At 73.0% G+C, this 24,501-nt stretch carries 22 protein-coding genes, 2 pseudogenes and 1 riboswitch; of the genes and pseudogenes, 8 read left to right on the top strand and 16 right to left on the bottom strand.

Annotated elements, in window-relative coordinates; translation table 11 throughout:
- Nucleotides 1–26: 26 nt before the first annotated feature.
- The 3 genes from ACWEOH_RS13300 to ACWEOH_RS13290 form a co-directional block, all read right to left on the bottom strand.
- Nucleotides 27–968, bottom strand: a complete 942-nt coding sequence (locus ACWEOH_RS13300; RefSeq protein ID WP_452031602.1) for an anti-sigma factor — start codon at nucleotides 966–968, stop codon at nucleotides 27–29.
- The gene (locus tag ACWEOH_RS13295; protein ID WP_452031600.1) at nucleotides 965–1,555 is read right to left on the bottom strand and encodes a sigma-70 family RNA polymerase sigma factor; all 591 of its coding nucleotides are present in this window, start codon (nucleotides 1,553–1,555) and stop codon (nucleotides 965–967) included. The genes ACWEOH_RS13300 and ACWEOH_RS13295 overlap by 4 nt, the downstream gene beginning before the upstream one ends.
- A 65-nt stretch (nucleotides 1,556–1,620) precedes the next feature.
- A complete protein-coding gene (locus tag ACWEOH_RS13290; RefSeq protein ID WP_452031598.1) occupies nucleotides 1,621–3,336 on the bottom strand; it encodes a cytochrome c biogenesis protein DipZ in 1,716 nt (571 codons plus the stop codon).
- A gap of 152 nt (nucleotides 3,337–3,488) precedes the next feature.
- On the opposite strand from ACWEOH_RS13290, the gene ACWEOH_RS13285 reads away from it, so the two are divergent.
- Together ACWEOH_RS13285 and ACWEOH_RS13280 are read left to right on the top strand one after the other, a co-directional pair.
- Complete coding sequence (locus tag ACWEOH_RS13285) at nucleotides 3,489–4,154, top strand: fasciclin domain-containing protein (RefSeq protein ID WP_452031596.1); 666 nt, start codon at nucleotides 3,489–3,491, stop codon at nucleotides 4,152–4,154.
- A gap of 182 nt (nucleotides 4,155–4,336) precedes the next feature.
- Entirely contained in the window at nucleotides 4,337–5,512 is a 1,176-nt protein-coding gene (locus ACWEOH_RS13280; protein WP_452031595.1) for a MarP family serine protease, read from the top strand.
- 22 nt (nucleotides 5,513–5,534) lie between these two features.
- On the opposite strand, the gene ACWEOH_RS13275 is transcribed toward ACWEOH_RS13280, so the two are convergent.
- Nucleotides 5,535–6,467, bottom strand: a complete 933-nt coding sequence (locus tag ACWEOH_RS13275) for an aldose 1-epimerase family protein (RefSeq protein ID WP_452031593.1) — start codon at nucleotides 6,465–6,467, stop codon at nucleotides 5,535–5,537.
- Nucleotides 6,464–7,309, bottom strand: a complete 846-nt coding sequence (locus tag ACWEOH_RS13270) for a DeoR/GlpR family DNA-binding transcription regulator (protein ID WP_452031591.1) — start codon at nucleotides 7,307–7,309, stop codon at nucleotides 6,464–6,466. The genes ACWEOH_RS13275 and ACWEOH_RS13270 overlap by 4 nt, the downstream gene beginning before the upstream one ends.
- 82 nt (nucleotides 7,310–7,391) lie before the next feature.
- On the opposite strand from ACWEOH_RS13270, the gene galT reads away from it, so the two are divergent.
- Together galT and galK are read left to right on the top strand one after the other, a co-directional pair.
- Nucleotides 7,392–8,525 carry a galactose-1-phosphate uridylyltransferase gene (galT, locus tag ACWEOH_RS13265; protein ID WP_452031589.1) on the top strand — a complete coding sequence of 378 codons (1,134 nt, stop codon included), beginning with the start codon at nucleotides 7,392–7,394 and terminating at the stop codon, nucleotides 8,523–8,525.
- On the top strand, nucleotides 8,522–9,679 hold the full coding sequence (gene galK, locus ACWEOH_RS13260; protein WP_452031588.1) for a galactokinase: 1,158 nt from the start codon (nucleotides 8,522–8,524) through the stop codon (nucleotides 9,677–9,679). The genes galT and galK overlap by 4 nt, the downstream gene beginning before the upstream one ends.
- Here galK and ACWEOH_RS13255 read toward each other — a convergent pair.
- The 3 genes and pseudogenes from ACWEOH_RS13255 to ACWEOH_RS13245 form a co-directional block, all read right to left on the bottom strand.
- Nucleotides 9,639–9,791, bottom strand: coding sequence for a hypothetical protein (locus tag ACWEOH_RS13255; RefSeq protein WP_452031948.1), 153 nt, complete (start codon nucleotides 9,789–9,791; stop codon nucleotides 9,639–9,641). The genes galK and ACWEOH_RS13255 overlap by 41 nt on opposite strands.
- A gap of 175 nt (nucleotides 9,792–9,966) precedes the next feature.
- Nucleotides 9,967–10,158, bottom strand: a pseudogene (locus ACWEOH_RS13250) (GNAT family N-acetyltransferase); the annotation flags it as partial.
- 77 nt (nucleotides 10,159–10,235) lie between these two features.
- Nucleotides 10,236–10,742, bottom strand: a complete 507-nt coding sequence (locus tag ACWEOH_RS13245; protein ID WP_452031586.1) for a YbaK/EbsC family protein — start codon at nucleotides 10,740–10,742, stop codon at nucleotides 10,236–10,238.
- 79 nt (nucleotides 10,743–10,821) lie between these two features.
- Between ACWEOH_RS13245 and ACWEOH_RS13240 the strand changes: the two genes are divergently transcribed.
- Nucleotides 10,822–12,135, top strand: coding sequence for an APC family permease (locus tag ACWEOH_RS13240; protein ID WP_452031584.1), 1,314 nt, complete (start codon nucleotides 10,822–10,824; stop codon nucleotides 12,133–12,135).
- Between the two features lie 9 nt (nucleotides 12,136–12,144).
- Nucleotides 12,145–12,681 (top strand): gamma carbonic anhydrase family protein, encoded by a 537-nt coding sequence (locus tag ACWEOH_RS13235; RefSeq protein ID WP_376954111.1) that lies wholly within the window; start codon nucleotides 12,145–12,147, stop codon nucleotides 12,679–12,681.
- Nucleotides 12,682–12,927: 246 nt separating this feature from the next.
- Here the strand turns inward: ACWEOH_RS13235 and ACWEOH_RS13230 are convergent.
- The 8 genes and pseudogenes from ACWEOH_RS13230 to ACWEOH_RS13195 form a co-directional block, all read right to left on the bottom strand.
- A pseudogene (locus ACWEOH_RS13230) lies at nucleotides 12,928–14,061 on the bottom strand (DUF6716 putative glycosyltransferase); the annotation flags it as partial.
- Nucleotides 14,058–14,933 (bottom strand): N-acetylneuraminate synthase family protein, encoded by an 876-nt coding sequence (locus ACWEOH_RS13225; protein ID WP_148733915.1) that lies wholly within the window; start codon nucleotides 14,931–14,933, stop codon nucleotides 14,058–14,060. The gene ACWEOH_RS13225 and the pseudogene ACWEOH_RS13230, both read right to left, overlap by 4 nt.
- A gap of 3 nt (nucleotides 14,934–14,936) precedes the next feature.
- The gene (locus ACWEOH_RS13220) at nucleotides 14,937–16,172 is read right to left on the bottom strand and encodes a cytidylyltransferase domain-containing protein (protein ID WP_452031581.1); all 1,236 of its coding nucleotides are present in this window, start codon (nucleotides 16,170–16,172) and stop codon (nucleotides 14,937–14,939) included.
- A 183-nt stretch (nucleotides 16,173–16,355) separates the two neighbouring features.
- Complete coding sequence (locus ACWEOH_RS13215; protein WP_452031579.1) at nucleotides 16,356–17,240, bottom strand: bifunctional methylenetetrahydrofolate dehydrogenase/methenyltetrahydrofolate cyclohydrolase; 885 nt, start codon at nucleotides 17,238–17,240, stop codon at nucleotides 16,356–16,358.
- Nucleotides 17,241–17,248: 8 nt separating this feature from the next.
- Nucleotides 17,249–18,523: a serine hydroxymethyltransferase gene (gene glyA, locus ACWEOH_RS13210; protein ID WP_452031577.1), complete on the bottom strand. Its 1,275-nt coding sequence runs from the start codon at nucleotides 18,521–18,523 to the stop codon at nucleotides 17,249–17,251.
- 66 nt (nucleotides 18,524–18,589) lie between these two features.
- Nucleotides 18,590–18,671, bottom strand: a riboswitch (ZMP/ZTP riboswitch).
- Between the two features lie 42 nt (nucleotides 18,672–18,713).
- Nucleotides 18,714–19,151: a hypothetical protein gene (locus ACWEOH_RS13205; protein ID WP_452031575.1), complete on the bottom strand. Its 438-nt coding sequence runs from the start codon at nucleotides 19,149–19,151 to the stop codon at nucleotides 18,714–18,716.
- Nucleotides 19,152–19,293: 142 nt separating this feature from the next.
- Complete coding sequence (locus ACWEOH_RS13200) at nucleotides 19,294–19,932, bottom strand: response regulator (RefSeq protein ID WP_452031573.1); 639 nt, start codon at nucleotides 19,930–19,932, stop codon at nucleotides 19,294–19,296.
- Nucleotides 19,929–21,023 (bottom strand): sensor histidine kinase, encoded by a 1,095-nt coding sequence (locus tag ACWEOH_RS13195; RefSeq protein WP_452031571.1) that lies wholly within the window; start codon nucleotides 21,021–21,023, stop codon nucleotides 19,929–19,931. Before ACWEOH_RS13195 ends, ACWEOH_RS13200 begins: the two co-directional genes overlap by 4 nt.
- Before the next feature lie 215 nt (nucleotides 21,024–21,238).
- On the opposite strand from ACWEOH_RS13195, the gene ACWEOH_RS13190 reads away from it, so the two are divergent.
- The gene (locus tag ACWEOH_RS13190; RefSeq protein ID WP_452031569.1) at nucleotides 21,239–22,795 is read left to right on the top strand and encodes a beta-N-acetylhexosaminidase; all 1,557 of its coding nucleotides are present in this window, start codon (nucleotides 21,239–21,241) and stop codon (nucleotides 22,793–22,795) included.
- Between the two features lie 81 nt (nucleotides 22,796–22,876).
- The gene (locus tag ACWEOH_RS13185; RefSeq protein WP_452031567.1) at nucleotides 22,877–24,493 is read left to right on the top strand and encodes a beta-N-acetylhexosaminidase; all 1,617 of its coding nucleotides are present in this window, start codon (nucleotides 22,877–22,879) and stop codon (nucleotides 24,491–24,493) included.
- Nucleotides 24,494–24,501 lie beyond the last annotated feature (8 nt).

Genomic DNA, 24,501 nt, shown 5'->3' with positions numbered 1-24,501 from the left:
CGACCCCGTCGATTGTGGACTCCCGACTACGTCTCGATGGCGACGATGGGTTCGGTGGTGGGTTGCGGCGAACCGCCGGCAGGCTCCACGGTGATCCCGACCACGACTCCGGGCGTGAACGAGCCCTCGAGCACCCGCCACGTCTCGCCGCCCGACACGTCGAACGTGCCCGCCGGCGCGGCGCCCGCATCGTCGATGTACCAGAGCTCGTAGGTCTGGTCGGCGCCGAGCTCGGGCAGGCCCTCGGTGATGACGACCGAACGCCCCTGCTCCGCCGACGACACGAGGGTGACCTCGCCGCCGCCCTCGACCTCGAGCGTCTGCGACTGCGCGTCGGGCGCCGCGGCGATCGCGGCGCGCTCCCGCTGCGCGCCCCAGCCGTTCGGCCCCGGCCAGCCGACGCCGACCACGACGCCGACCACGAGGAGCACCGCGGCGGCAGCGGCGGCGATGACGGCGCCCGGACGCTGGAACCAGCGTCGCCGGGCGGCGGATTCCGCGGGGCCCGCCGGCCGGGCGGCAGGAGTCGGGGCCGGGGTCGGGGTCGGAATGGCCACGGGGGGAGCCTCCGGCGGGGCGGCCGCAGCGGCGGCCGGCACGGCCGCCTCCAGGTCGTCCGCCGCGGCATCCGCGACCGATGCCGGCGTCCTCGCGGCATCCGTCGAAGCCTGCGGCGTCGAGGCGACCTCGGCCATCAGTCGGTCGCGGAGCGAGGGCGGCGGGGCGACGGGCTCGACCTCCTCGGCGAGGTGCGCGGCGGAGTCCCGGAACGCGTCCACCTCGGCGCGGAGCTCGGGCGAGTGATCGAGGGCGCGCTCGAAGTCCGCCCGCTCGTCGGCGTCGAGGGCGTCGAGCGCGTAGGCGGCGGCGAGTCCGCGGAACGCCTCGACGGATGCCGGGCGACCCGCGGATGCCGCGTCGTCGCGTCGGTCGCGGTCGTGGTCGTGGTCGTGGTCGTGGTCGGTCATGTCGTCACCCCCAATGCGTTCCTGAGGCGGATCATCCCGTCGCGGATCCGTGTCTTCACGGTACCCAGCGGGACGTCGAGCCGTTCGGCGATCTCGGACTGCGTGAGGCCGCCGTAGTACGCCAGGGCGACGCACTCGCGCTGCAGGTCGGTGAGCTCGCCGAGCGCGTCCCTGACCCGCTCGTGCTCGATGGACGTCTCCGCGGCCTCGGCGACCGTGTCGACCGGGACCTCGACGTCGCGGGCGCCGACGCGGAGGTCGCGGTCGTGCGCGGCTTGTGACGAGCGGATGCGGTCGACCGACCGGCGGTGGGCGATCGTGAACATCCAGGCGATGGCGTTGCCCCTGGCCGAGTCGAACCGGGAGGCGTGCTGCCAGATCTCGAGGTACACGTCCTGCGTCACCTCCTCGGCCTGGGCGGGGTCGACGACGAGCCGGCGCACCAGCCCGAACACGCGCGGCGAGGTCTCGTCGTAGAGCTCGCCGAACGCGTCGCGGTCGCCGCGGCCGACCCGGGCGAGCAGTTCGTCGACGGTCGGACGCGACGCCGGCGAGGGGGCGCCGTCGTCTGCCACGTGTCCAAGCATGGCAGACCCCCGGCGGCGGCCCGTGTCCGTCGACGGCGCGGGAAGCGGAAGGAGCACATGGGTGGTCATCCGAAGGTGAAGGAGTAGGCGTCCACGCCGGCCGACACGGTGACGGTGAGGGTTCCGGATGCCGCGGCATCCGTTCGGACCAGCTCGTACGACCGCGGCACGCCCGAGACGTCGATGCGGCGCGGCTCGCCGCTGCCGTCGTCGACGGTCACGGACCCGGCGCCGCCGAGCACCATGCGGACCTCGCGTCCCGTGTACGCCAGGCGGACTCGCGCGGCGTCGGCGCCGGGGGCGATCGACTGCGTGTCGAGCGACCACGCGCCGTCGAGGGCGAACGCGTCGGCCGGCAGCCGATCGGGGAACGCGAACGCCGTCGTCGCGCGCCGGTAGGGCTCGTCGCCGGCGAAGTTCACCTGCTTGGTCGTGCCGAGGAACGTCTCGGCGGTGGTGGAACCGGCCTCGGGGGTGTCGTCGTCCTGCTCCGTCGGGGCGGGGAGGGCGACCGAGGGGTCGGTGTCCGCGAGCAGTTCGCGGATGAGCCCCTCGGTCGCTGCGTAGTGCCCCTCGCCGAACGAGATGTGCCGCACGACCCCGTCGGCGTCGATGAGGTAGTGCGCGGGCCAGTACCGGTTGCGGTAGTTCGTCCAGGTGGCGAGCGAGTTGTCGAGCCCGACCGGGTAGTCGATGCCGAACGCGGCGATCCCGGCCTCGACGTTGCGCGGCTCCTTCTCGAAGGCGTACTCGGGTGAATGGATGCCGACCACCGCGAGGCCGGCGTCGCGGTACGCCTCGTCCCACGCCACCACGTGCGGGATCGAGCGCTGGCAGTTGATGCACGAGTACGCCCAGAAGTCCACGAGCACGACCCTCCCCCGCAGGTCCGCGAGGTCGACCGGTGCGCCGTCCTCGGTGTTGAACCACTCCTCGATGCCCTTCAGGGACGGTGCCGTGCCGCACGACTCCAGCTCGGACGAGCCGTTCGTGCACCGGTCGAGCCCGGCGTTCTCCTCGTTCACGAGGCCCCCGAGGTCGAGCGCCTGCGCGACCTCCTGCGAGTCGGCGAGCTGCTCCTGGAAGGCGCTCGTGTAGTCGGGCACGAGCCGCTGCAGCAGCTGCGGCAGGTTGAGCACGAGGCCCGCGGCGAGCGCGATCATCACGACGCCGCCGGCGATGCGGATGCCGCGCTGATGCGTGCGGAACGAGCGGACGCGTTCGGCGACGCGTCGTCCCGCGAGCGCGAACACCAGCAGCGGCAGTGCGGCGCCGACCGCGAACGAGACGGTGAGCACCACGGTCTCCACGCCGATCCGGCCCGTCGAACCGGCGACCGTGATCGCGGCGAGCACCGGCCCGGCGCACGGCACGTACACGGCGCCGAGGGCGAAGCCGAGCGCGAACCCGCCGCGCTCGGTGCCGACGTCCTTCCGCGGGATCCACGCGAACGGCTTCTCGAGCAGCTCCTCGAATCTCGGCACGATGAGCCCGATCCCGATGAGCACGAGCACGACGATGCCCGCCCAGCGCAGCACGTCCTGCGGCAGTCCGAGCAGGCCGAGCACGAGCGAGCCCACGAGGGTGAAGAGGCTGAAGCTCACGACGAGGCCCGCGATCACGAGGTAGGGACGCCAACGGCTCGCCTGCGGGGCATCCGCGGTGCCTCGCGCGCTCTGCGCGCCACCCGACAGGAAGATCACCGGCAGCACCGGGAGGATGCACGGCGAGATGCCGGTGATGAGGCCGCCCAGGAGGCCGATGAGGGCGAGGGTGATCACGGGTGTCCTGCTTTCTCGAGTCATCCGTGATTCGCAGCGGCGGGTCGATCCGATTGGTGGAGTCGGGTCCGGGTCGCTCCAATCCGGTCGGCGCCGCGCGTCGAACCCCTCGCAACGGCCCAGCTCGGGCCGCGTGACGAAGGAGTGAACCGATGCGATCCGCAACCCGCAGCACCCGAACCGCCCTCGCGGCCTGTTCCGTCGTCGCCATCGCGATGCTCGGCCTCGCCGGCTGCAGCATGTCGGGCGGCAGCGCCGCCGAGAGCGAGGCCCCGGCGATGGGCGAGTCCGCCGAGCCGACCGAGGACGCCATGGAGATGGACCCCGCGGCCGACCTCGTCGGTCCCGGCTGCGCCGCCTACGCCGACCAGGTGCCCGACGGGCCCGGTTCGGTCGTTGGCATGTCGACCGACCCCGTCGCCGTCGCGGCGTCGAACAACCCGCTGCTCACGACCCTCGTGGCTGCGGTGTCGGGCCAGCTCAATCCCGACGTCGACCTCGTCGAAACCCTGAACGGCGACGAGTTCACGGTGTTCGCGCCCGTCGACGACGCCTTCGCGAAGATCGACGCCGCGACGATCGAGTCCCTGAAGACGGACTCGGCGACGCTCACGTCGATCCTCACGTACCACGTCGTGCCCGGCCAGCTGTCGCCCGACGAGGTCGTGGGCACGCAGACGACCGTGCAGGGCGGCACGGTCGAGGTCACCGGGTCCGGCGACGACCTGACGGTGAACGACGCCGCGGTGATCTGCGGCGGCGTGCACACCGCCAACGCCACCGTCTACCTGATCGACACGGTGCTCATGCCCATGTGACGCGTTCCGGCACGCCGACGGGCGCCCGCGATGGGGGACCTCGCGGGCGCCCGTCCTCGCGGGCGCCAGTCCTCGCGGGCGCCAATCCTCGCGCGCCCATCCTCGCGTCCCGGCTCGCAGCAGTCTCGAAGGCGGATGCCGCAGGCTGGAGACCCCTCGACCCACGAGCGGACGGAGCCGACATGGTGTGGAGCATCGTGCTCGACGTGCTGCTCGTGCTCGTCTTCATCGGCGCGGTCGTGAACGGCTATCGCTCGGGCCTGCTGCACACCGCCGCCGGACTCGTCGGGCTCATCCTGGGCGGCATCGCCGCCTACTTCGTCATGCCGTGGGTCGCGAACCTCATCCCGGTGCCGCAGTGGCGTGCGCCGATCGCGGTGCTCGTCGCGCTCGTGCTGCTGTCGCTCGGCGCCTGGCTCGGCGCGGTCGTCGGGCGCGCGCTCCGCCACGGCGCGGAGGCCGCGAAGCTCGCCGTGATCGACCGCGTGCTCGGCGCGATCGGCAACCTCCTCGTCACCGCGTTCGTCGTCGCGCTCGTGGGGTCGGGCGTCTCGGCCATGGGCGTGCCCGTGCTCTCCCCTGCGGTCGCGGGCTCGCGCGTGATGTCGACGCTCGACCTCGTCACGCCGGCGCCGGCCCGCACGCTGCTCGCCGAGCTCCGCACGGCCGCGCTGGGCCAGGGCATCCCGTGGCTCGTCGAGGTGCTCGGGGGCCCCACCGAGGCGCCCGAGCTGCCCGCGGGCGAGCTCGACCAGGGCGCCCTCGCCGCGGCATCCGACTCGGTCGTGCGGATCACGGGCACCGCGTACCAGTGCGGCAGCAGTCTCTCGGGCAGCGGGTTCGTCGTCGCCCAGGATCGCATCGTGACGAACGCGCATGTCGTCGCCGGCGTCACCGAGCCGATCGTCGAGGCGCCGGGCCAGCCGGCCGTCCAGGGGCGGGTCGTGGCCTACGACGACGAGAACGACCTCGCGCTCATCGCGGTGTCGGGCCTGGCGACGCCGCCGCTCGCGATCGCCGATCCGGCCGATGGCGACGAGGTCGCCGTCGCGGGCTACCCGTTCGGCGGGCCGCTCGAGGTGCGGCCGGCGCGGGTGATGTCCATCGGCCCGATCACGATCGAGGAATCGGGCCGCACGTCGGTACGCGACATCATGACCCTCGCGGCCGACGTCGACCACGGCAACTCCGGCGGCCCCGTGCTCACGGGCGACGGATCGGTCGGCGGCGTCGTGTTCGCGAAGTCCGACTCGGTCGAGAACGTCGGCTTCGCGGTGCCCGTGTCGACGCTGCGGCTGCTCGCCGAGCAGGCGGGAACGCTCGAGGAACCCGTCGACTCGGGCTCGTGCCTCAACTGAGCGACGCCCGACGCCCGGGGCGTCAGTCGGCGCTGAAGCCCTCGAAGCGGATGCCCCAGGTGAGCTGCCATTCCTCGCCCGGACCCAGCCAACGCAGGCCGCGTCCGGAGTTGAACGCCTCGGCGGGCGCCGTCATCGGCTCGACGGCGATCGCGACGTCGCCGCCCTCGCCGGGGAACTCGCGCGTCGTGAAGACCTGCACGTAGTCGAACTCGTCGTCGGCCCAGATCGACACGCTCCGGCCGTCGGGCGCGGTCAGCGTGTGCAGCACCTGGCCGTCTTCGCTCGCGAGCTCGCCGAAGGCGTCGTCGAGGTCGACGTCGCCGACGCGGCGTCCCTCGCGGAAATCCCACTCGGTGCCGTCGACGGGCACCTCGCCAGTGGGCAGCAGCCGGTCGTCGACCTCGATGTGGCTGGCGGCGTCGAGCCGCAGGGTCAGGTCGGCCGTCGGCACGCCGCCGATCTTCAGGTACGGGTGCGATCCGATCGCCACGGGCGCCGCCTCGACGCCGAGGTTCTCCACATAGTGCGTGACCTGCAGTCCGTCGGACACGAGCTCGTAGTGCACCGCCGTGCCGAGCAGGAACGGGTAGCCGAGCTGCGGGTAGATCACCGCGCGAAGCGTCACGGAGTCGCGCTCCTGCGCACTCGCCGTGTACTCGGTGTAGCGCAGCAGGCCGTGGATCGCGTTGTTGCGCGCGGGCTCGGTGATCGCGAGCTGGCGCGTGACGCCGTCGTGCGTCCAGCGGCCGTCGCGAATGCGGTTGGGCCACGGCGCGAGCACGATGCCGGCGCCCATGGGCGGCGCCTGGTCTTCGCCGTAGGCGGGCACGAGGTCGATGCCGTTGATGCTGAGGGTGCGGATGCCCGCGGCCACCGCGGTGATCGTCGCCTTCAGGTCGCCGCTCGCGGTCGACGTCTCGAGCTCGAACTGCTCGCCCGTGGGAAGAGTCATGCGTCCACTCTAGGGTCTTGCGCCAACTGGACCGCGAGCCCCGAGGCCTCGAGCTCGGCGACGAGCGGCGTGGGCGCGGCGGCATCCGTCACGAGCACGTCGAACGCGTCGATCGGGGCGATGCGGCCGAGGTGGACCTCGCCGAGCTTCGATCCGTCGGCGACCACGACCGAGCGCGCAGCGGCGCGCAGCATGAGCGCCTTCACGGCCGCCTCGGGCAGGTTGGCGTTGGTCACGCCGTGCACGGGATCGACGCCGTTGCAGCCGATGAAGGCGAGGTCGACGTGCACCTCGTCGAGCATCGAGCCGGCGAGCGGATGCACCAGCGAGTGCTGCTTGGGCCGGAGCGTGCCGCCCGTGACGACGACGGTGAAGCGCGGGATCTCGTCCTCGAGCTCGAGCGCGATCGAGATGCCATTCGTGAACACCACGAGGTCCTCGAGGTCGGTGCGGGCCCGCAGGGCACGTGCGATCTGCAGCGTCGTCGTGCCCACGTCGAGGATGATGCTCTGGCCGCTGCGCACCATGGCGGCCGCGTGCTCGCCGATGCGTCGCTTGGGCTCGACGGATGCCGCGAGCGCCTCCTCGAACGTCGGCTCGCGGTCGGGGCGCTCGGCCTCGACGGCCGACGACAGCGGGACCGCGCCGCCGTGGACCCGGCGGATGGCGCCCTGGCGCTCGAGCGCGTCGAGGTCGGCGCGGGCGGTGACGGTCGTGACGCCGAACGCGCTGCTGAGTTCCGCGACCCGCACGAAGCCGCGCTCGGCGACGAGGGCGAGGGCGAGCTCGCGCCGCCGGGGCGCATCGATGGGCGCATTCGTCACGGCTGCGGCATCCGTCATACCGGCATCATGCGCGCCGGCAGCCGACTTTGCAATACGAAACCCGGTTGTTTGCGAAACGAAAGTCGCGTATCGTAGCCGCGTGCAGACCGACCCCCGCATCGCCGTGCGCCCGACGTCGCTCGCCGACGGCCGCGAGCTCATCTACTTCGACGACGCCGACACGCAGCTCCCGCCCGAGCGCGCGATCGACGAGCGCGCCCTCGACCCCCGGCCCGCGACCGCCCGGATGCGGCAGGACCCGCTCACCGGCGAATGGATCTCGGTCGCCGCCGCACGCCAGAACCGCGTGTTCCTGCCGCCGGCCGACGCCGATCCGCTCGCCCCGCAGACGCCGACGAACCCGTCTGAGATCCCGAGCAGCTACGACGTCGCGGTCTTCGAGAACCGCTCGCCGTCGTTCGGGCCCGAGCTGGCCGCGGCCGACGCGTCGAGCGCCGATGCGCTGGCGGCCTTCCGCGAGGTCGGCCTCGAGCGCACGCTCCCCTCCGTCGGCCGCTGCGAGGTCGTGTGCTTCAGCCCCGAGCACGAGGGCTCGTTCGGCACGCTCACCCGGTCGCGCGCGCGCACCGTGATCGAGGCGTGGGCGCAGCGCACCGCCGCCCTGTCGGCGCTCCCGGGCGTCGAGGAGGTGTTCCCGTTCGAGAACCGCGGCCGCGAGATCGGCGTGACCCTGCCGCACCCGCACGGCCAGATCTACGCATACCCCTACGTCACGCCCCGCACCGAGCGGCTCCTCGCGTCCATCGACGCGTACGGCCCGACGCTCATGGCCGACATCCTCGAGCGCGAGCGCAACGGCCCGCGGATGCTGCTGAGCGGCGAGCACTGGACGGCGTTCGTGCCGTTCGCGGCCCGCTGGCCCATCGAGGTGCACCTGCTCCCCCACCGGCACGTGCCCGACTTCGCCGAGACCACGCTCGAGGAGCGCGACGAGCTCGCCGGGCTCTACCTGCGGCTCCTGCGCGGCGTCGACCGGCTCTACGACACGCCCACGCCGTACATCGCGGCGTGGCACCAGGCGCCCGTGCACGAGCACCGCGACGACGTGCGGCTCATGCTACAGCTCACGAGCCCGCGCCGCGCCGCCGACCGCCTGAAGTACCTCGCCGGCTCGGAAGCGGCGATGGGAGCGTGGATCGGGGACGTCCCCCCGGAGGCGCAGGCGGAGGCGCTGCGGCGCGCGATCGACGAGGTCGGAGAGGTCGAGGCATGAACGAGGTCGCCGAGGCGATGCACGGATTCGCCGAGTGGTTCGGACGGCGCCCGATCGGCGCGTGGTCCGCGCCGGGCCGGGTGAACCTCATCGGCGAGCACACCGACTACAACGACGGCTTCGTGTTCCCGTTCGCGATCGACCAGCGCACCGCGGTGGCCCTCGGCGACCGCGACGACCGCGTCCTCCGCGTGGCCTCGAGCTTCGCGGCGGAGCCGGTGCAGGTGCACCTCGACGAGCTCACGCCCGACGCGGTCGACGGATGGGCGGCCTACCCGCTCGGCGTGGCCTGGGCGCTCGGCGAGCACGGCGCCGATCTCGAGCACGTGCGCGGCGTCGACCTCTACATCACGAGCTCGGTGCCGATCGGCGCGGGCCTCTCCTCGTCGGCGGCCATCGAGTCCGCGGTCGCGCTCGCGCTCGACGAGCACTGGGGCCTCAACCTCGACCGGCCCACGCTCGCGAAGGTCGGCCAGCTCGCCGAGAACCGCGTCGTCGGTGCGCCCACGGGCATCATGGACCAGTCGGCGTCGCTCCTCGGCGAGGCCGACGCGGGTGTCTTCCTCGACTGCCGCAGCCTCGACGCGGACGTGATCCCGCTCGGCTTCGCGGCGCACGGACTCTCGCTGCTCGTCGTCGACACCCGCGTGGAGCACGCGCACGCCTCCGGCGGCTACGCGGCCCGGCGCGCCTCATGCGAGGCGGGCGCGCGAGCGCTCGGCGTCGAGTCGCTGCGCGACCTCCGGCTCGACGACCTGCCGCGGGCGCAGGAGCTCCTCGACGATGAGACGTTCCGCCGCGTGCGGCACGTCGTGACCGAGGACCAGCGCGTGCTCGACACCGTGCGCACGCTGCGCGAGCGGGGCCCCGGCGCGATCGGCTCGTTCCTCGACGCGTCGCACGTGTCGATGCGCGACGACTTCGAGATCTCGGTGCCCGAGCTCGACCTCGCCGTCGAGACCGCGCAGGCGAACGGCGCCGTCGGCGCCCGCATGACGGGCGGCGGCTTCGGCGGATCGGCCATCGCGCTCATCGCCGACGAGCTCGTGCCCGACGTCACGCGGGCGATCCGATCGGCGTTCGCCGAGCACGGCTACCGCGAGCCGTCGGTGTTCACGGTGCATCCGAGCCAGGGCGCGCGCCGCGACGCGTGACCCACTCGTCGGCGAGGATCCCGTAGGTGAACCCGTCGACCCAGCCGAGTTCGGCGTGCCATGAGTCCTTGACGCCGTGCTGCTCGCGCCGCATGCCGAGCTTCTCCATCACGCGCCAGGAGGCGACGTTGTCGGCGAAGCACCCGGCCGTGACGCGATGCAGGCCCAGCTCGTCGAACGCGAGGTCGAGGAGCGCACTCGAGATCGACGTGGCATACCCCGCGGCCGGCGTGGGCAGGGTCGATGAGGTAGCCGAGCAGGCCCTCGGCCGCGCGCCACGTGTCGCCGTCGAACTGACCCATGCCGTCCCGCACCTCGAGCGATCCGGTTCCCACGACCACGCCGTCGACCACCGCCACGACCGCGTGGTCGTCGGGGTCGTCGACGCTCGCGAGCCACGCCCGGCGGAACGCCTCGGGATCGACGGTGGTGCGCAACAGCCAGCGCGTCACCTCGGGGCGGTTGCGCCATGCCAGCACCCGGTCGAGGTCGGCGGCGGTCGGCGGGCGCAGCTCGAGCACCCCCGCCCGGCGCGGCCAGGCGACCTGCTGCGACGTCACGCCGTGGCCGCCCGTGGCTCGACCGCCCGCGGGGTGCCGCCCGTGATGCGCACGAGCTCGTCGAACGTCGTCGGGAAGACGGTCTTGGCGTGTCCCGCGGCCGCCCAGACCTCGTCGAACTGCGCGAGGTCGGTGTCGACGAAGGTGCGCACGGGCGACGGATGCCCCACCGGCGCGACACCGCCGATGACCTGGCCGGTGGCCGACTTCACGACCTCCTTCGACGCGCGGCCGATGACCCCGCCGAGCTCGTCGCCCAGCCACTCGGTGTCGACGCGGTGCGCGCCCGAGGTGAGCACGAGGATGGGTTCGTCGTCGAGGGTGAACACGAGCGAGTTGGCGATCTGGCCCACCTGCACGCCGAGCGCGTCGGCCGCGAGCTGGGCGGTCGTGACGGCGTCGTCGAACCACACGACCTCGGGCGTGACGCCCTGTTCGCGGAGCGCATCGGTGACGCGGTCGACGGCGGTGTGCGATGGCGTGCTGGTCTGCTCGGCGGGCATGCGTCGATCCTACGGCGGCCCCGGCGGCCGGTGTTCATCGGGTGGCACCGGGTTCACCGGGGTGGAGTAGGGTGCCCGGGTGACCGCGCAGCAGCCCTCCCTCGCCCGGCGCCTCGGGCTCCGCGACGCGATCGCGATCGGCCTCGCGTCGATGATCGGCGCGGGCGTGTTCGCCGTGTGGAATCCGGCGGCCGAGGCGGCTGGCGCGTGGCTCCTCGCGGGGCTCGCGGTCGCCGCCTTCGTTGCGTATGCGAACGCGAGCTCGACGGGCCAGCTCGCGGCGCGCTACCCCGAGTCGGGCGGCGCGTACCGGTACGGGCGCGAGCGACTCGGCGCGTGGCCGGGCTTCCTCGCGGGATGGGGCTTCGTCGTCGGCAAGACCGCGAGCTGCGCCGCGATGGCCATGACGGCGGCCGACTACCTGGTGCCGACCGAGTGGGAGCGCCCCGTCGCGGCGCTCGCGGTCGTCGTGCTGGCCGGCGTCAACCTCCTCGGGGTCACGCGCACGGCCCGGGCCGCCACGATCATCGTGATCGTGGTGCTGGCGGTGCTCGCGCTCGTGCTCGCGGCCGGCGCGACGCATCTCCTCCAGGCGGGCATCGGGCCGCAGCAGGCCGAGGGCGCACCCGAGGTCGGCTGGTACGGCGTGCTGCAGTCCGCCGGCCTCCTGTTCTTCGCGTTCGCGGGGTACGCCCGCATCGCCACGCTGGGCGAGGAGGTGCGCGAGCCGGCGCGGACGATCCCCCGAGCCATCGCGATCGCGCTCGGCATCGTCGTGGTGATCTACGCGGCGCTCGCGACCGTGCTGCTGCTCGTGCTCGGCCCCGCGTACCTCGCGGCCTCGGTCGATGCGCCGCTCGCCGACCTCGTGGTCGTGAGCGGGTGGGTGTGGGCCGCACCGGTCGTGCAGGTCGGCGCGGCCATCGCCGCGCTCGGCGCGCTGCTCGCGCTCATCGCCGGCATCGGCCGCACCGCGCTCGCGATGGCGCGCGACCGCGAGCTCCCCGCGGCGCTGGCCATGGTGCATCCGCGGGCCCACGTGCCCTGGGTCGCCGAGGTCGTGGTGGCCGTCGCCATCGTCGTGCTCGTGCTCGTCGCCGACCTGCGCGGCGCCATCGGCTTCTCGAGCTTCGGCGTGCTCGTGTACTACCTCATCGCGAACCTCTCCGCCGTGACCCAGCCGCGCGAGGAACGGCGGGTGCCGAGGTGGCTCAGCATCGCCGGCGCGCTCGGATGCGTCGTGCTCGTCGCCACCCTCCCGGTGGAGGCGGTCGTGGGCGGCCTCGTCGTCTTCGCCGTCGGCGCCCTCGTGCGCCTCGTCGTCCTCGCGCTGCGGCGCCGCCGGGACGCCGGGAGCGCCCGTCCGGCCGGAGGGGCCGACGGCGACGAATAGGCTGGCGCCATGAGCGCAGACCCCTCAGCCCGCATCCTCACCATCGCCGGGATCCCGGCCCCGGTCGTCGACGACGACGCGTTCGTTGCCGCCGGCGCCGTGATCGTCGGGAACGTGCGCCTCGAGCCGGGCTCGAGCGTCTGGTACAACGCCGTGCTCCGCGCCGAGGCCGAGCCGATCGTGCTCGGCGCCGACGCCAACCTGCAGGACACCGTGGTCTGCCACGTCGACGCCGGCTTCCCGCTCACGATCGGACGGGGCGTCTCGGTGGGTCACGGCGCGGTGCTGCACGGCTGCACCGTCGAGGACGAGTGCCTCATCGGCATGGGCGCGACCGTGCTGAACGGCGCGGTCATCGGCTCGGGCTCGCTCGTCGCCGCGGGCGCCGTCGTGCTCGAGGGCACCGTGGTGCCGCCGGGGTCACTCGTCGCGGGCGTGCCCGGCAAGGTCCGGCGTGAGCTCTCCGACGCGGAGCGGGAGGGGATCCGCCGCAACGCCGCCGCGTACCTGCGGCACGTCGAGGAGCACACCGCGCCGGTCGACTGAGCCAGTGCCGCCCGTCGCGGCATCCGTCGTGCCCTGCAGCCATCGGCGCAGGCGACGCGCACGCCGCACCGCGGTGCGAGCGACGACCCCGAACGTCCACGCCACCGTGCCGAGCGGATCGCGGTCGTACTCGCCGAGCATGCGGCGCCGCTCGTACGCGGTGCGGAGCGCGCCGCCGCTCGTGTCGTGCCGGCGCACGATCGGCGGCAGCGGCACGATCTCGCGGGCCGCGACGAGCGCGTCGAGCCGTCCGGTCCAGTCGTCGCCGTCGGCCCCGTGGAAGTAGTTGTCGGCGGTCCACGCGGGTGCGGCACGCCGGAAGCGGCCCGCGACGAGGTCGTGCAGCGAGCCGAACAGGCCCGACCCCTCGAACACCGTGTTGATCATCGCGGGCGAGACGCCGAAGTCGTCGAGGAGGAGCACCGGGAGGTCCATCGCCACGGCCTCGAGTGCGGCCGTCGAGCTGACGGTCACGAGTGCGCCGGCCCGGGCGAGCTTCGCGGCCATGGGACCGTGCTCGACCACGAGGTTCGGCGGCGAGGCCGGCCCGAGCCCGTCGACGAGCTCGGCGTAGTCGTGCTCCTCGCGGTGGGTCTGCGCCTCGCCGCGTCGCGCCCGCACCTTCACGACCACGCGCCGCTCGGGATTCCGGCGGGCGAGCTCCGCGAGCGCCTCCAGCACGAGCAGGCGATCCTCGAGGTCGGTGGGCACCTTCGCCTGGGCGGCGAACACCACGTCGCCGTCGGATGCCGTGAGCACGATCTCACCCGTCGCGTCCGCGACGCTCGATGTGCCGGACGCGCGCGCGGCTCCGCCACCACCGGTCACGAGGAACGGCAGCGTGGCGAGCCCGAGCGCGGGATCGACGCCGAGCTCGAACGCGTTCCCCTCGAACTCGCGCACCTCGCGACGGCTGTGCAGCACGATGAGGTCGGTCTGCTCGCGGTAGATCACCGCCTTCGGCACCGCGGGGATCGTGAGCCCGGGGAATCCGCTGAGGAGCGCGGGCCGGCCGGCCCGGCGCTGCAGGAGCGGCGCGACGACGCGCACGAACGGTCCCCGCAGCGAGAGCAGCACCGCGTGCGGCTGCTCGTCGTCGACGAGCGCCTCGAGGTCGTCGAGGTGGATGACGCGCACGTCACCGCTCGTGAAGCGCGTGCCGACGAGTGCGTCGGCGAGTTGGCGTCCGCTCGGCATCACGGGCGAGGCGAGGATCACGAGCGTGGCCGTCCACGCGTCGGGCAGGGTCGTGGCGAGCGCCGCGCCCCACTTCACGTAGGAGTCGGAGTCGGCGAGGACGAGGAGGCGGCGCGCCGCGGCATCCGCCCACTCGGGATCGGCCGCGACCGCGGCATCCGCCCGCTCGAAGCCGGCCGTCACGCCGGGACCCGGCGCAGCTTCGCCCGCGGGGCCTCCTCGCCGGGGAAGACGCGCTTCACGCCGTCGCCCATGGCCTCGCCGATGATGCGGATGTCGCGCACGAGGTGCTCGAGGCCCTGCGGCTCGAGCGAGGCGGCCTGGTCGCTGCCCCACATCGCGCGGTCGAGCGTGATGTGCCGCTCCACCGCGACGGCGCCGAGCGCGACCGCCGCAAGCGAGATCTGCAGGCCGCGCTCGTGTCCCGAGTAGCCGACGGGCACGCCCGGGAACCGGCGCTGGAGCGCCGGGATCATGCGCAGGTTGGCCTCGTTCGCGGGCATCGGGTAGCTCGACGTGGCGTGCATGAGCACGAGGCGGTCGGTGCCGAGCACCTCGACGGCGCGGTCGATCTCGTCGAGGGTCGACATGCCGGTCGAGAGGATCACGGGCTTGCCGGTCGCGGCGACGGCCTCGAGCAGCTCGAGGTCGGTGACCGACGCCGACGCGATCTTGTGCGCCACGACGTCGAGTCGCTCGAGGAACTCCACCGAGGGCACGTCCCACGGGGAGGCGAACCAGTCGACGCCCGCGCGCAGCGCGTACGACGCGATCTCGAGGTACTCGGCCTCGCCGAACTCCACGCGGCGACGGTAGTCGAGGTACGTCATGGTGCCCCACGGCGTCTCGCGCGGCACGTCGCGCATGTGCTCGGGGGTCGCGATCTCGGGCGTGCGCTTCTGGAACTTCACCGCCTGCGCGCCCGACTCGACGGCCACGTCGATGAGCCGCTTGGCGATCTCCACGTCGCCATTGTGGTTCAGGCCGATCTCGCCGATGACGTAGACGGGCATGCCGGGTCCGACGACCGAACGGCCGATGCGCACTGCTGACATTGGTCAGGCTCCTTCGAGGGCGGTGGTGAGGACGGGGGATGCCGCGGCGCGCGCGGCGAGGACGGCGTCGGCGAGCTCGCGCACCGCGCCCTGCCCGCCGGCGCGCTCGAGGACGACACGGGCGAGCCGCTTGACCTCGGGGATCGCGTCGGCGACCGCCACGGGCCAGCCGACGAGGTCGAGCGCGGGCAGGTCGCCGCGGTCGTTGCCGAGGTACGCGATGCGGTCGAGGCGGATGCCGCGGGTGTCCGCCCACTCGGTGAGCGCCGTCGCCTTGTCGGCGACGCCCTGTCGCACCTCGACGCCGAGCTTGGCGGCGCGGGCGCTCACGACGGGGTGGGTCTCGGCCGAGAGGATGAGCATCGGGATGCCGGCCTCGCGCAGGCGTGCGACGCCGTGCCCGTCGCTGCGGCTGACCCGCACGAACTCGACGCCCGCCTCGCCCACGATGGCCGTGTCGTCGGTGTGCACGCCGTCGAAGTCGGTGACGACGGCGTCGACGTCGATGGCGTGCGTCCGGCCGTCGATGAGGTCGGCGAGCGCCTGCGCGACGACGAGGTCGGAGGCCGTGTCGATCTCGACGCCGTGCAGGTCGGGCACGAGGTGCACGGCGATGCGGCCGAAGAAGCGGTGCCGCGCCTCGCGGAAGCCGCTCGTGCGCATGGCGTAGAACGCGCCGGTCTCGCGGAACTCCGCCGGGCGGTCCTGGCGCCGCAGGCGGACGCCGGCGTCGTGGTTCACGCCGAACGCGCCGCGCGAGTTGCGGCCGTGCTCGTCGCGCCAGATGAAGGCGTGGCTCGGCACCGCCGCGAAGACGCTGTCGGCCTCGCCCGTCGCGACGGTGGTGACCGCGGCGTCGAGGTCCTCGGGCTCGATGAACGGCGACGTCGCCTGGATGAAGAGCGTGACGGATGCCTCGTCGAGGTCGCTCCCCCGCAGGGCGTCGAGTGCATGGAGCAGCGCCGACTCCGACGACGCGGTGTCGCCGGCGAGGTCGGCGGGGCGCTGCACGACGGAGGCGCCGGCCTCGCGGGCGACGCGCGCGATCTCACCGTCGTCGGTCGTGACGACGACGCGGCCCACGGTGCGTGCGTCGCGCGCGGCGGCGACCGCCCGCGCGACGAGCGGGATCCCGCCGACGCGCATCACGTTCTTGCCGGGCAGGCCCTTCGAGCCGCCTCGTGCCGGGATGATCGCCACGGCGTGCGCGCGGTCGGCGCTCGGCTGGTCGCGGTCCATGCGGCGAAGCTATGCCGCGACGGTGGCGCGATCGTGCACGCGGGGTGAACGGCCGATTGCGGGAGGGCGGACGGACGGCAAGGTGTGCGCAGGGCCGGCGCGGGGCCCGCCCGAACGAGCGGATGCCGCGGGCACGAGGCCCGCGGCATCCGCTGCGTCGGCGCTGCTGCGTCGGTGCCCCGCCTAGCGGTGCAGGCGCTGCTCGGCCGCCTTCACGACGTTGGCGAGCAGCATCGCGCGGGTCATGGGACCCACGCCGCCGGGGTTCGGCGACAGGTGACCGGCGACCTCGGCGACCGCCGGGTCGACATCGCCCGTGAGCCGGCCCTTGCCGGTCTCCTCGTCCTGCACGCGCGTGATGCCCACGTCGAGCACCGCGGCGCCCGGCTTGATCCAGTCGGGCTGCACGAGGTGCGGAACCCCGACGGCGGCCACGACGATGTCGGCGCGACGCACCTCGGCAGCCAGGTCGGCCGTGCGCGAGTGCGTGAGCGTGACGGTGGCGTCGAGGCCCTTGCGGGTGAAGAGCAGGCCGAGCGGGCGTCCGACCGTGAGCCCGCGGCCGATGACCGTGACGTGGCGGCCCCGGATCGGCACGTCGTAGCGGCGTAGCATCTCGACGATGCCGGCGGGCGTGCACGGCAGCGGCGAGTGCAGCTCTCCCTCGATGCCGAGCACGAGCCGTCCGAGGTTCGTCGGGTGCAGCCCGTCGGCGTCCTTGTCGGGGTCGATGAGCTCGAGCATCGCGTTCTCGTCGTGCCCGGCGGGCAGCGGCAGCTGCACGATGTAGCCCGTGACCGCGGGCGACGAGTTGAGGTCCCTGATCGCCGCCTTGACGTCGGCCGTGGTCGCCGACGAGGGCAGGTCGATGCGGATCGACTCGATGCCGACCTCGGCGCAGTCGCGGTGCTTGCCCGCGACGTACGACCGCGAGGCCGGGTCGTCGCCCACGAGGAGCGTGCCGAGCCCCGGCACGACCCCGTGGGCGCGCAGCAGCGCGATCCGGCTCTTCAGCTCGTTCTTGACGGACGACGCGGTGGCGACGCCGTCGAGGGTGATCGCCGTCATGCCGCTCCCTACTGCTGGAGGCCGGGGTAGAGCGGGAACGCCACCGTGAGCGCCTCGACGCGCGAACGCAGGGCCGCGACATCCGCCCCGCCCTGCAGCGCGAGCGCGATGATGTCGGCGACCTCGGTGAACTCGGCGTCGCCGAAGCCGCGGGTCGCGAGCGCCGGCGTGCCGATGCGCAGGCCCGAGGTGACCATCGGCGGGCGCGGGTCGAACGGCACGGCGTTGCGGTTCACGGTGATGAGCGCGTCGTGCAGCAGGTCTTCGGCCTGCTGGCCGTCCATCGCGGAGTTGCGGAGGTCGGCGAGCACGAGGTGCACGTCGGTGCCGCCCGTGAGCACGTCGACGCCCGCGGCGCGCGAGTCGTCGGCCGTCAGGCGCTCGGCGAGGATCTGCGCACCGCGGATGGTGCGCTCCTGGCGGTCCTTGAAGTCGGCGGATGCCGCGATCTTGAACGCCGTGGCCTTGGCCGCGATGACGTGCATGAGCGGGCCGCCCTGCTGGCCGGGGAACACGTTGGAGTTGAGCTTCTTCGCGAGCTCCATGTCGCGCGCGACGATGAAGCCCGAGCGCGGGCCGCCGATCGTCTTGTGCACGGTCGACGACACGACGTCGGCGTGGGGCACGGGCGACGGGTGCAGGCCCGCGGCCACGAGGCCCGCGAAGTGCGCCATGTCGACCCAGAGCTTGGCGCCCACCTCGTCGGCGATCTCGCGGAACGCCGCGAAGTCGAGGTGGCGCGGGTACGCCGACCAGCCGGCGATGATGACCTGCGGCTTGTGCTCGATGGCCTTGTCGCGCACGACGTCCATGTCGACGACGAAGGTCTCGGGGTTCACGCCGTAGCTCACGGCGTTGTAGAGCTTGCCCGAGAAGTTGAGCTTCATGCCGTGCGTGAGGTGGCCGCCGTGCGCGAGCTCGAGGCCGAGGATGGTGTCGCCGGGGGTGGCGATGGCCGACAGCACGGCCGCGTTGGCGGTGGCGCCCGAGTGGGGCTGCACGTTGGCGTACTCGGCGCCGAACAGGCTCTTCGCCCGCTCGATCGCGAGCGACTCGGCGATGTCGACGTACTCGCAGCCGCCGTAGTAGCGGCGGCCGGGGTAGCCCTCGGCGTACTTGTTGGTGAGCACCGACCCCTGCGACTGCAGCACCGAGACGGGGACGAAGTTCTCGCTCGCGATCATCTCGAGGTAGTCGCGCTGGCGGCCCAGCTCGAGCTCGAGGACTTCGGCGATCTCGGGGTCGACCTCGGACAGCGGGGCATTGAAGACGGATTCGGCCAAGACTGGCTCCTTATGACATGCGGACCTGAAGGGTGCTGCTGCGAGCGCGACTCGCGCGGCAGCAGGCGCACCGGCCCAGGCGTGCGGTCGGTCCGTGCCAGTCGCTCCCCGATGGGTGCCCATCTCAACGCCAGTCGCGACGGTGGCAAGCATAGCAACGGATGCCGCGCGCGGCCGTGTCCGCGCGACCTCAGGCTTCGGCGGCGGCTCCGGCCGACGGATCGGATGACGGCCACCCGTACTCTCGACGGCGGCGCAGCATCGCCACGAGCATCGCGGGGATCATCAGCACGTGGCCCGCGGTCATGAGCGCCATCCCGGGCAGCGCTCCGGCCCAGTGGAACGGCAGCAGCACGACGAACGGCAGGTACATCGCCGCGGACATCTCGGCGATGGCGGCCAGGCCGTGGCCGCGGACGCGCATCCACACCGCCATGCCCAGCGACATGTTCGTGACCATCACCAGCACCTGCGCGGTGGTGTTCGCGCTGAGCCCTGGCCAGGCGAACGACCAGACCGGCTCCAGCACGATCATGCCCGCCACCATGGCGATCACCATCTCCAGGGCGTGCCGTGCGAACCGCAGTGCCGGGCGGCGGCGTGCGGTCGTCGCTTCGTGGTGCTCCATCTCGACTCCTCCTGTGCTCCGATGTTCGGACACGTGGAATCCTCGGCGCATCGCAGGGGTGGCGTCAGGTGCCGAAGGTCATGCCCGGGGTCATGTTCCGGGATGACCAGGACGACCGCGGCGACGCCTCGGGCCGGTCGGATCAGAGGATGCCGAGGTCCCGAGCGCGCAGGGCCGCCTGCGTTCGGTCGCGCACCCCGAGCTTCGACAGCACGCTCGTGACGAGGTTCTTCACGGTGCCCTCGGCGAGGAAGAGGGCGCCGGCGATCTCGCGGTTGCTGCGCCCTTCGGCGAGCAGGCGCACGACCTCGACCTCCCGGTGCGAGAGCGGATGCTCCGCCGGCGGCGCCTCCTGCGGCAAGCGCGTCACCCGTGCCACGACCTTGGCGGCCACCGAGGGCTGGAGCACCGTCTCGCCTCGTGCGGCTGCGACGAGCGCCTCGACGAGCCTCGACGAGGTCACGTCCTTCAGCAGGTAGCCGACGGCCCCCGCGCGCAGCGCCGCGAACACGTCCTCGTCGTCGTCGAACGTCGTCAGCGCGAGCACGCGCACGGCGGGCTGCTCGGCGCGGAGGCGTGCGGTGGCGGCGATGCCGTCGAGCACCGGCATCCGGAGGTCCATCAGGACTACGTCCGGACGCAGTTCGTCGCTGCGTCGCACGGCGTCCTCGCCGTCGGCCGCCTCGCCGACGACCTCGATCCCCGGCTGCACCTCGAGCAGGGTCGTGAGCGCCTCGCGGAAGAGGGCCTGGTCGTCGGCGACGAGCACGCGGATCGTCATCCCGGCAGCTCCACGGTGAGGGTGAGTCCCATGTCGTCGGCCGGGTCCAGGGACATCCGTCCGCCGAGGCTCGCCGTCCGCTCGCGCAGCCCGGTGAGTCCGAAGCCGGCGCCCGGCGTCTCGGGGAGGCCCCGGCCGTCGTCGTGCACCTCGAGCTTGACCTGATCGTCCTGCCGATAGTCGAGGACCACGGCCGCGCTGCTCGCGCCCGCGTGCTTGCGGATGTTGGTGAGTCCCTCCTGCGCCGCACGGAACAGCGACTCCTCCACGTCCTCGCGGACGGGACGCGCCCGGCCGAGGACCTCGAGCTCGGTCGGGACGCCCGCGTCGGTCGCCTCCGACGCGAGGGTCTGCAGGGCCTCGGCGAGATCGGGCCGCTGTTCGCGCAGTGCGGCCACCGATCGCCGTACCTCCGCGAGGGCCTCGCCCGATTGCTCCTGGGCCTTGGCCAGCATGGTGTCGATGCGCGCGGGGTCGGCCGTGCGGATGACGGCGCGGGCCGCCTCGAGCAGCATCTGCACGACCGTGAGGTGGTGTCCGACGCCGTCGTGGATGTCGCGGGCCAGGCGGTTGCGCTCCTGGATGGTGGCGAGCTGCTCGGCCTGGGCGGCATACCCGCGCAGGCGTTCGTTGGCCTCGGCGAGCTCGGCCCTGGCCTTCCGCTCCCGCACGAGGAGCTCGGTGACCACGAGCGTGAAGGTCGTGACCGCGAGGGTGCCGAGGCCCTCGCGCAGGCCGTCCTGCCACTCCATGCCGAGATGCACGAGCGGGATGGCGGCGGCGACGGCGGCCGCCGCCGGGAGCGGCAGGAGCAGGACGCTCTGCACGACGAGCACCACGAGGAGGAGGGCACCACCCACCGCCGCGCCCGAGAGCGAGAACACGGCGAAGCCCAGGGGCAGTTGCACCCCGACATAGGCCACCGCCCACCAGATCGAGCGTCGCTGCACGAACCGGAAGCCGACGATCGCGAGCACGCAGTAGGCCAGCCCGGCGAGCAGTGCCGGGAGCGGCTGCTGCTCGAAGCTCGTGGAGCCGAGGGGCAGGGTCACGAATGCGATGACCGTGAGGATGGCGAGCGCCCACTGCACCGTTCCACTGTGCGGGACACGCCCTCCGAGGTCAACCGCGCCGAGGTCGACCCGGCGCGCTGAACCCGACCGGGAAGGCCTCGCCATCGACCGCTCCCGCGTGGCAGGATGGACGCCTGATGATGTTCGTAAGGATTCCTGTCTTACTGCTCGCCGCAGCGGTCGTCATGACCGCCGCGAGCGCGTGCACGTCATCCGACGAGAACGGAGACGCCGTGACCGGCATCGTCCCCGCCCCCACGTCCGCCGAGTACCCCGACGCAGCGCCGTTCCGGCTCGACGCGTCGTCGCGCATCGTCGCGTCGGGTGCGGGCGCCGCCGCGGTCGCCGAGCTGTTCGCCGAGCAGGCGCGGCGAGCCACCGGGTTCGAGCTGCCCGTGGTCGACGGGGAGGCCGCGGCATCCGACCTCTCGTTCGTGGTGGCCGCCGGGTCGGCACCCGACGGCGCCGAGGAGGGCTACACGCTCGAGGCCGCCGCCGACGGCGTGCGCATCGCGGCGGACACGGCGGCCGGGCTGTTCCGCGGCACGCAATCGCTGCGGCTGCTGCTGCCTCCGGCGATCGAGCGGACGGATGCCGCGGGCGGCGAGCCCGCCGGCGGATGGACCGTGCCCGCGGCATCCGTCGCCGACGCGCCCCGGTTCGCCTACCGCGGGGCGATGCTCGACGTCGCCCGCCACTTCTTCCCCGTCGAGGACGTGCTCGCCTACCTCGACGCGATGGCGCTCGTGAAGCTCAACGTGCTGCACCTGCACCTCACCGACGACCAGGGCTGGCGCCTGCAGATCGACTCCTGGCCCGAGCTCACCGGAATCGGCGCCTCGACCTCGGTGGGCGGCGACGGCGGCGGCTTCTACACGAAGGACGACTACCGCCGCATCGTCGACCACGCCGCCGAGCGGTTCATCACGATCGTGCCCGAGGTCGACCTGCCGGGGCACACGAACGCCGCGCTGAGCGCCTACCCCGAGCTGAACTGCGACGGCGTGGCGCCCGAGCCGTACGAGGGCACCGAGGTCGGGTTCTCCTCGCTGTGCGCGTCGCCGGAGCGGTCCGAGGTCACCGATCGGTTCCTGGCGGATGTCACGCGCGAGGTCGCCGAGCTCACGCCCGGGCCGTGGCTGCACCTCGGCGGCGACGAGTCGCTCTCGACGAGCACCGAGGACTACCTCGACCTCGTGCGCCGCATCGCCGCCACGGGCGCCGCGACGGGCAAGACCGTGATCGGCTGGCACGAGATGGGCGCATCGCGGGAGCTGCCGCCCGGCACGATCGGGCAGTACTGGAGCTTCGTCGAGCCCGAGGACGACGCCGCGGCGCAGACGCTCGCCTTCGTGGAGCAGGGCGGGCGCGTGATCATGTCGCCCGCCGACGTCGCCTATCTCGACATGGAGTACGTGGATGACCCGCAGGGTCCGCTCGGCGGCCGGCTCGGGCTCGACTGGGCGAAGGGGCCGACGTCGCTCGACGAGGCCTTCAAGTGGGATCCGGCGGCGGTCGTGCCGGGCATCGGGGACGACGAGATCCTCGGCGTCGAGGCGCCGCTCTGGACGGAGACCATCCGCGCGCACTCCGAGCTGGAGTTCATGGCGTTCCCCCGGATCCTCGCGATCGCCGAGGTCGCGTGGTCGCCGCGCCCCGACGCGGGCGTCGGCGTGCGCGACGACGGCGACATCCCGGAGTTCTTCGGTCGCGTCGCCGCCGTCGGGCGGCACCTCGACGCGCTCGGCGTCGCGTACCACCCCGTGCGCGGGGTGCCCTGGGTGGCGTAGCGCCCGTCCACGGTTCCGGCGCGGCGGCTCGTACCCGGCGGCGCAGCCTATACTCGCCTCACACCCGCGGAGGAGGCCGACGTGCAGCGTCGAACGGCATGGACGATCGCGGGGGTGGCGGTGGCGGGAGCCGTGATCGCCGCCGGCGCGCTGGTCGGCGCGTCCTGGGCGACCGTGCCGCCACCGCCCGACATCGCGGTCGTTCCGCAGCCCGTGCAGATCTCGGGCGTCCGAGGTGACGACTACGCGCTCGAGTCCGGCACCCGGATCGTGGTGGATGCCGAGGATCCGGCGGCGACGGGCACCGCGGAGCTCCTCGCCGCGATGCTCCGGCCGGCCAGCGGGTTCGAGATCCCGGTGGTCGCCGGCGAAGAGCCCCGCTCGGCCGACATCTCGCTCGTCATCGCCGACGACGAGGCGCCCGAGGGACACGCGGACGAGGGCTACACGCTCCGGGTCGAACGCGAGGGCATCCGCATCGGCGCGGGTGCCTCCGGCGGACTGTGGAACGGGGTCCAGACGCTCCGCCAGCTCCTGCCGGCGGCCATCGAGTCTGGCCGGCCGATCGACGAGCCGATCGAGGTCGTCGCCGTCGAGATCACCGACCACCCACGATTCGCCTACCGCAGCGCGATGCTCGACGTCGCGCGGCACTTCATGAGCATCGAGGAGGTGGAGCGGTACATCGACGACATCTCGATGCTCAAGATCAACACCCTCCACCTGCATCTCGCCAACGACCAGGGCTGGCGCATCGAGATCGAGGGATGGCCCCTGCTCACCGAGATCGGCGGGCAGTTCGAGGTCGACGCCGGGCCTGCCGGCTTCTACACGCAGGAGGAGTTCGCCGGGATCGTCGACTACGCGGCGGCGCGGAACGTGATGATCGTCCCCGAGGCCAACATGCCCGGGCACACCCACGCCGCGCTCACCGCGTACGGCGAGCTCACCTGCGACGGCGAGGCGCCCCAGCCGCACACGCTCGCGGCGGGCGGCGGCAGCTCCCTCTGCCCGACGAGCCTCGCGGCCGAGCAGATGGCCGTCGACGTGGTGACGCAGCTCGCCGCGCTGGCGCCCGGCCCCTACGTGCACCTCGGCGGCGACGAGGTGTCGGGCTACACCGAGGACGAGTACGTCTACTTCATGGGGCTGACGACCCAGGCGGTCGTCGACGCGGGCAAGATCCCCATCGGCTGGCAGGAGCTGGGCGCGTCCCACTCGCTGCCCGAGGGCACGATCGGACAGTACTGGGGCTACACCGAGCCCAACGAGTCGGGGATCGAGCTCATGCACTCCTTCCTCGACCAGGGCGGTCGCATCATCATGTCTCCGCCCGACGTCGCCTACGTCGACCAGGTCTACCCCGACGACGACTCGCTCGGACTGGACTGGGCACCCCTGCATGACGTGGAGGAGTCCTACACCTGGGATCCGGCCGACATCTTCGACGGCGTGGGCGACGATCAGATCCTGGGCGTCGAAGCGCCGCTCTGGACCGAGACCGTGACCTCGATCGAGGACGCCGAGTTCCTCGCGTTCCCGAGGCTCGGCGCCCTCGCCGAGGTCGCCTGGTCGCCCGCGCCCGAGGACGGCGCCGGACGCGACTTCGAGGAGTTCGGACCGCGCCTCGTCGCGTTCCTGCAGCACTTCGAGGTGCTCGGGGTGAACTTCCACCGCTCGAGCGACCTGCCCTGGTGAGCTGAGCG

Source organism: Agromyces sp. NPDC004153 (assembly GCF_053603635.1).
The sequence above is the reverse complement of the archived record's forward strand: the minus strand, read 5'-3'. Positions and strand labels throughout refer to the sequence as shown.

Coding starts and splice junctions, on each gene's coding strand:
- ACWEOH_RS13300 (WP_452031602.1), bottom strand. CDS start 968: ATGACCGACCACGACCACGACCACGACCACGACCGCGACCGACGCGAC.
- ACWEOH_RS13295 (WP_452031600.1), bottom strand. CDS start 1,555: ATGCTTGGACACGTGGCAGACGACGGCGCCCCCTCGCCGGCGTCGCGT.
- ACWEOH_RS13285 (WP_452031596.1), top strand. CDS start 3,489: ATGCGATCCGCAACCCGCAGCACCCGAACCGCCCTCGCGGCCTGTTCC.
- ACWEOH_RS13280 (WP_452031595.1), top strand. CDS start 4,337: ATGGTGTGGAGCATCGTGCTCGACGTGCTGCTCGTGCTCGTCTTCATC.
- ACWEOH_RS13275 (WP_452031593.1), bottom strand. CDS start 6,467: ATGACTCTTCCCACGGGCGAGCAGTTCGAGCTCGAGACGTCGACCGCG.
- ACWEOH_RS13270 (WP_452031591.1), bottom strand. CDS start 7,309: ATGACGGATGCCGCAGCCGTGACGAATGCGCCCATCGATGCGCCCCGG.
- galK (WP_452031588.1), top strand. CDS start 8,522: ATGAACGAGGTCGCCGAGGCGATGCACGGATTCGCCGAGTGGTTCGGA.
- ACWEOH_RS13245 (WP_452031586.1), bottom strand. CDS start 10,742: ATGCCCGCCGAGCAGACCAGCACGCCATCGCACACCGCCGTCGACCGC.
- ACWEOH_RS13235 (WP_376954111.1), top strand. CDS start 12,145: ATGAGCGCAGACCCCTCAGCCCGCATCCTCACCATCGCCGGGATCCCG.
- ACWEOH_RS13225 (WP_148733915.1), bottom strand. CDS start 14,933: ATGTCAGCAGTGCGCATCGGCCGTTCGGTCGTCGGACCCGGCATGCCC.
- ACWEOH_RS13220 (WP_452031581.1), bottom strand. CDS start 16,172: ATGGACCGCGACCAGCCGAGCGCCGACCGCGCGCACGCCGTGGCGATC.
- ACWEOH_RS13215 (WP_452031579.1), bottom strand. CDS start 17,240: ATGACGGCGATCACCCTCGACGGCGTCGCCACCGCGTCGTCCGTCAAG.
- ACWEOH_RS13205 (WP_452031575.1), bottom strand. CDS start 19,151: ATGGAGCACCACGAAGCGACGACCGCACGCCGCCGCCCGGCACTGCGG.
- ACWEOH_RS13200 (WP_452031573.1), bottom strand. CDS start 19,932: ATGACGATCCGCGTGCTCGTCGCCGACGACCAGGCCCTCTTCCGCGAG.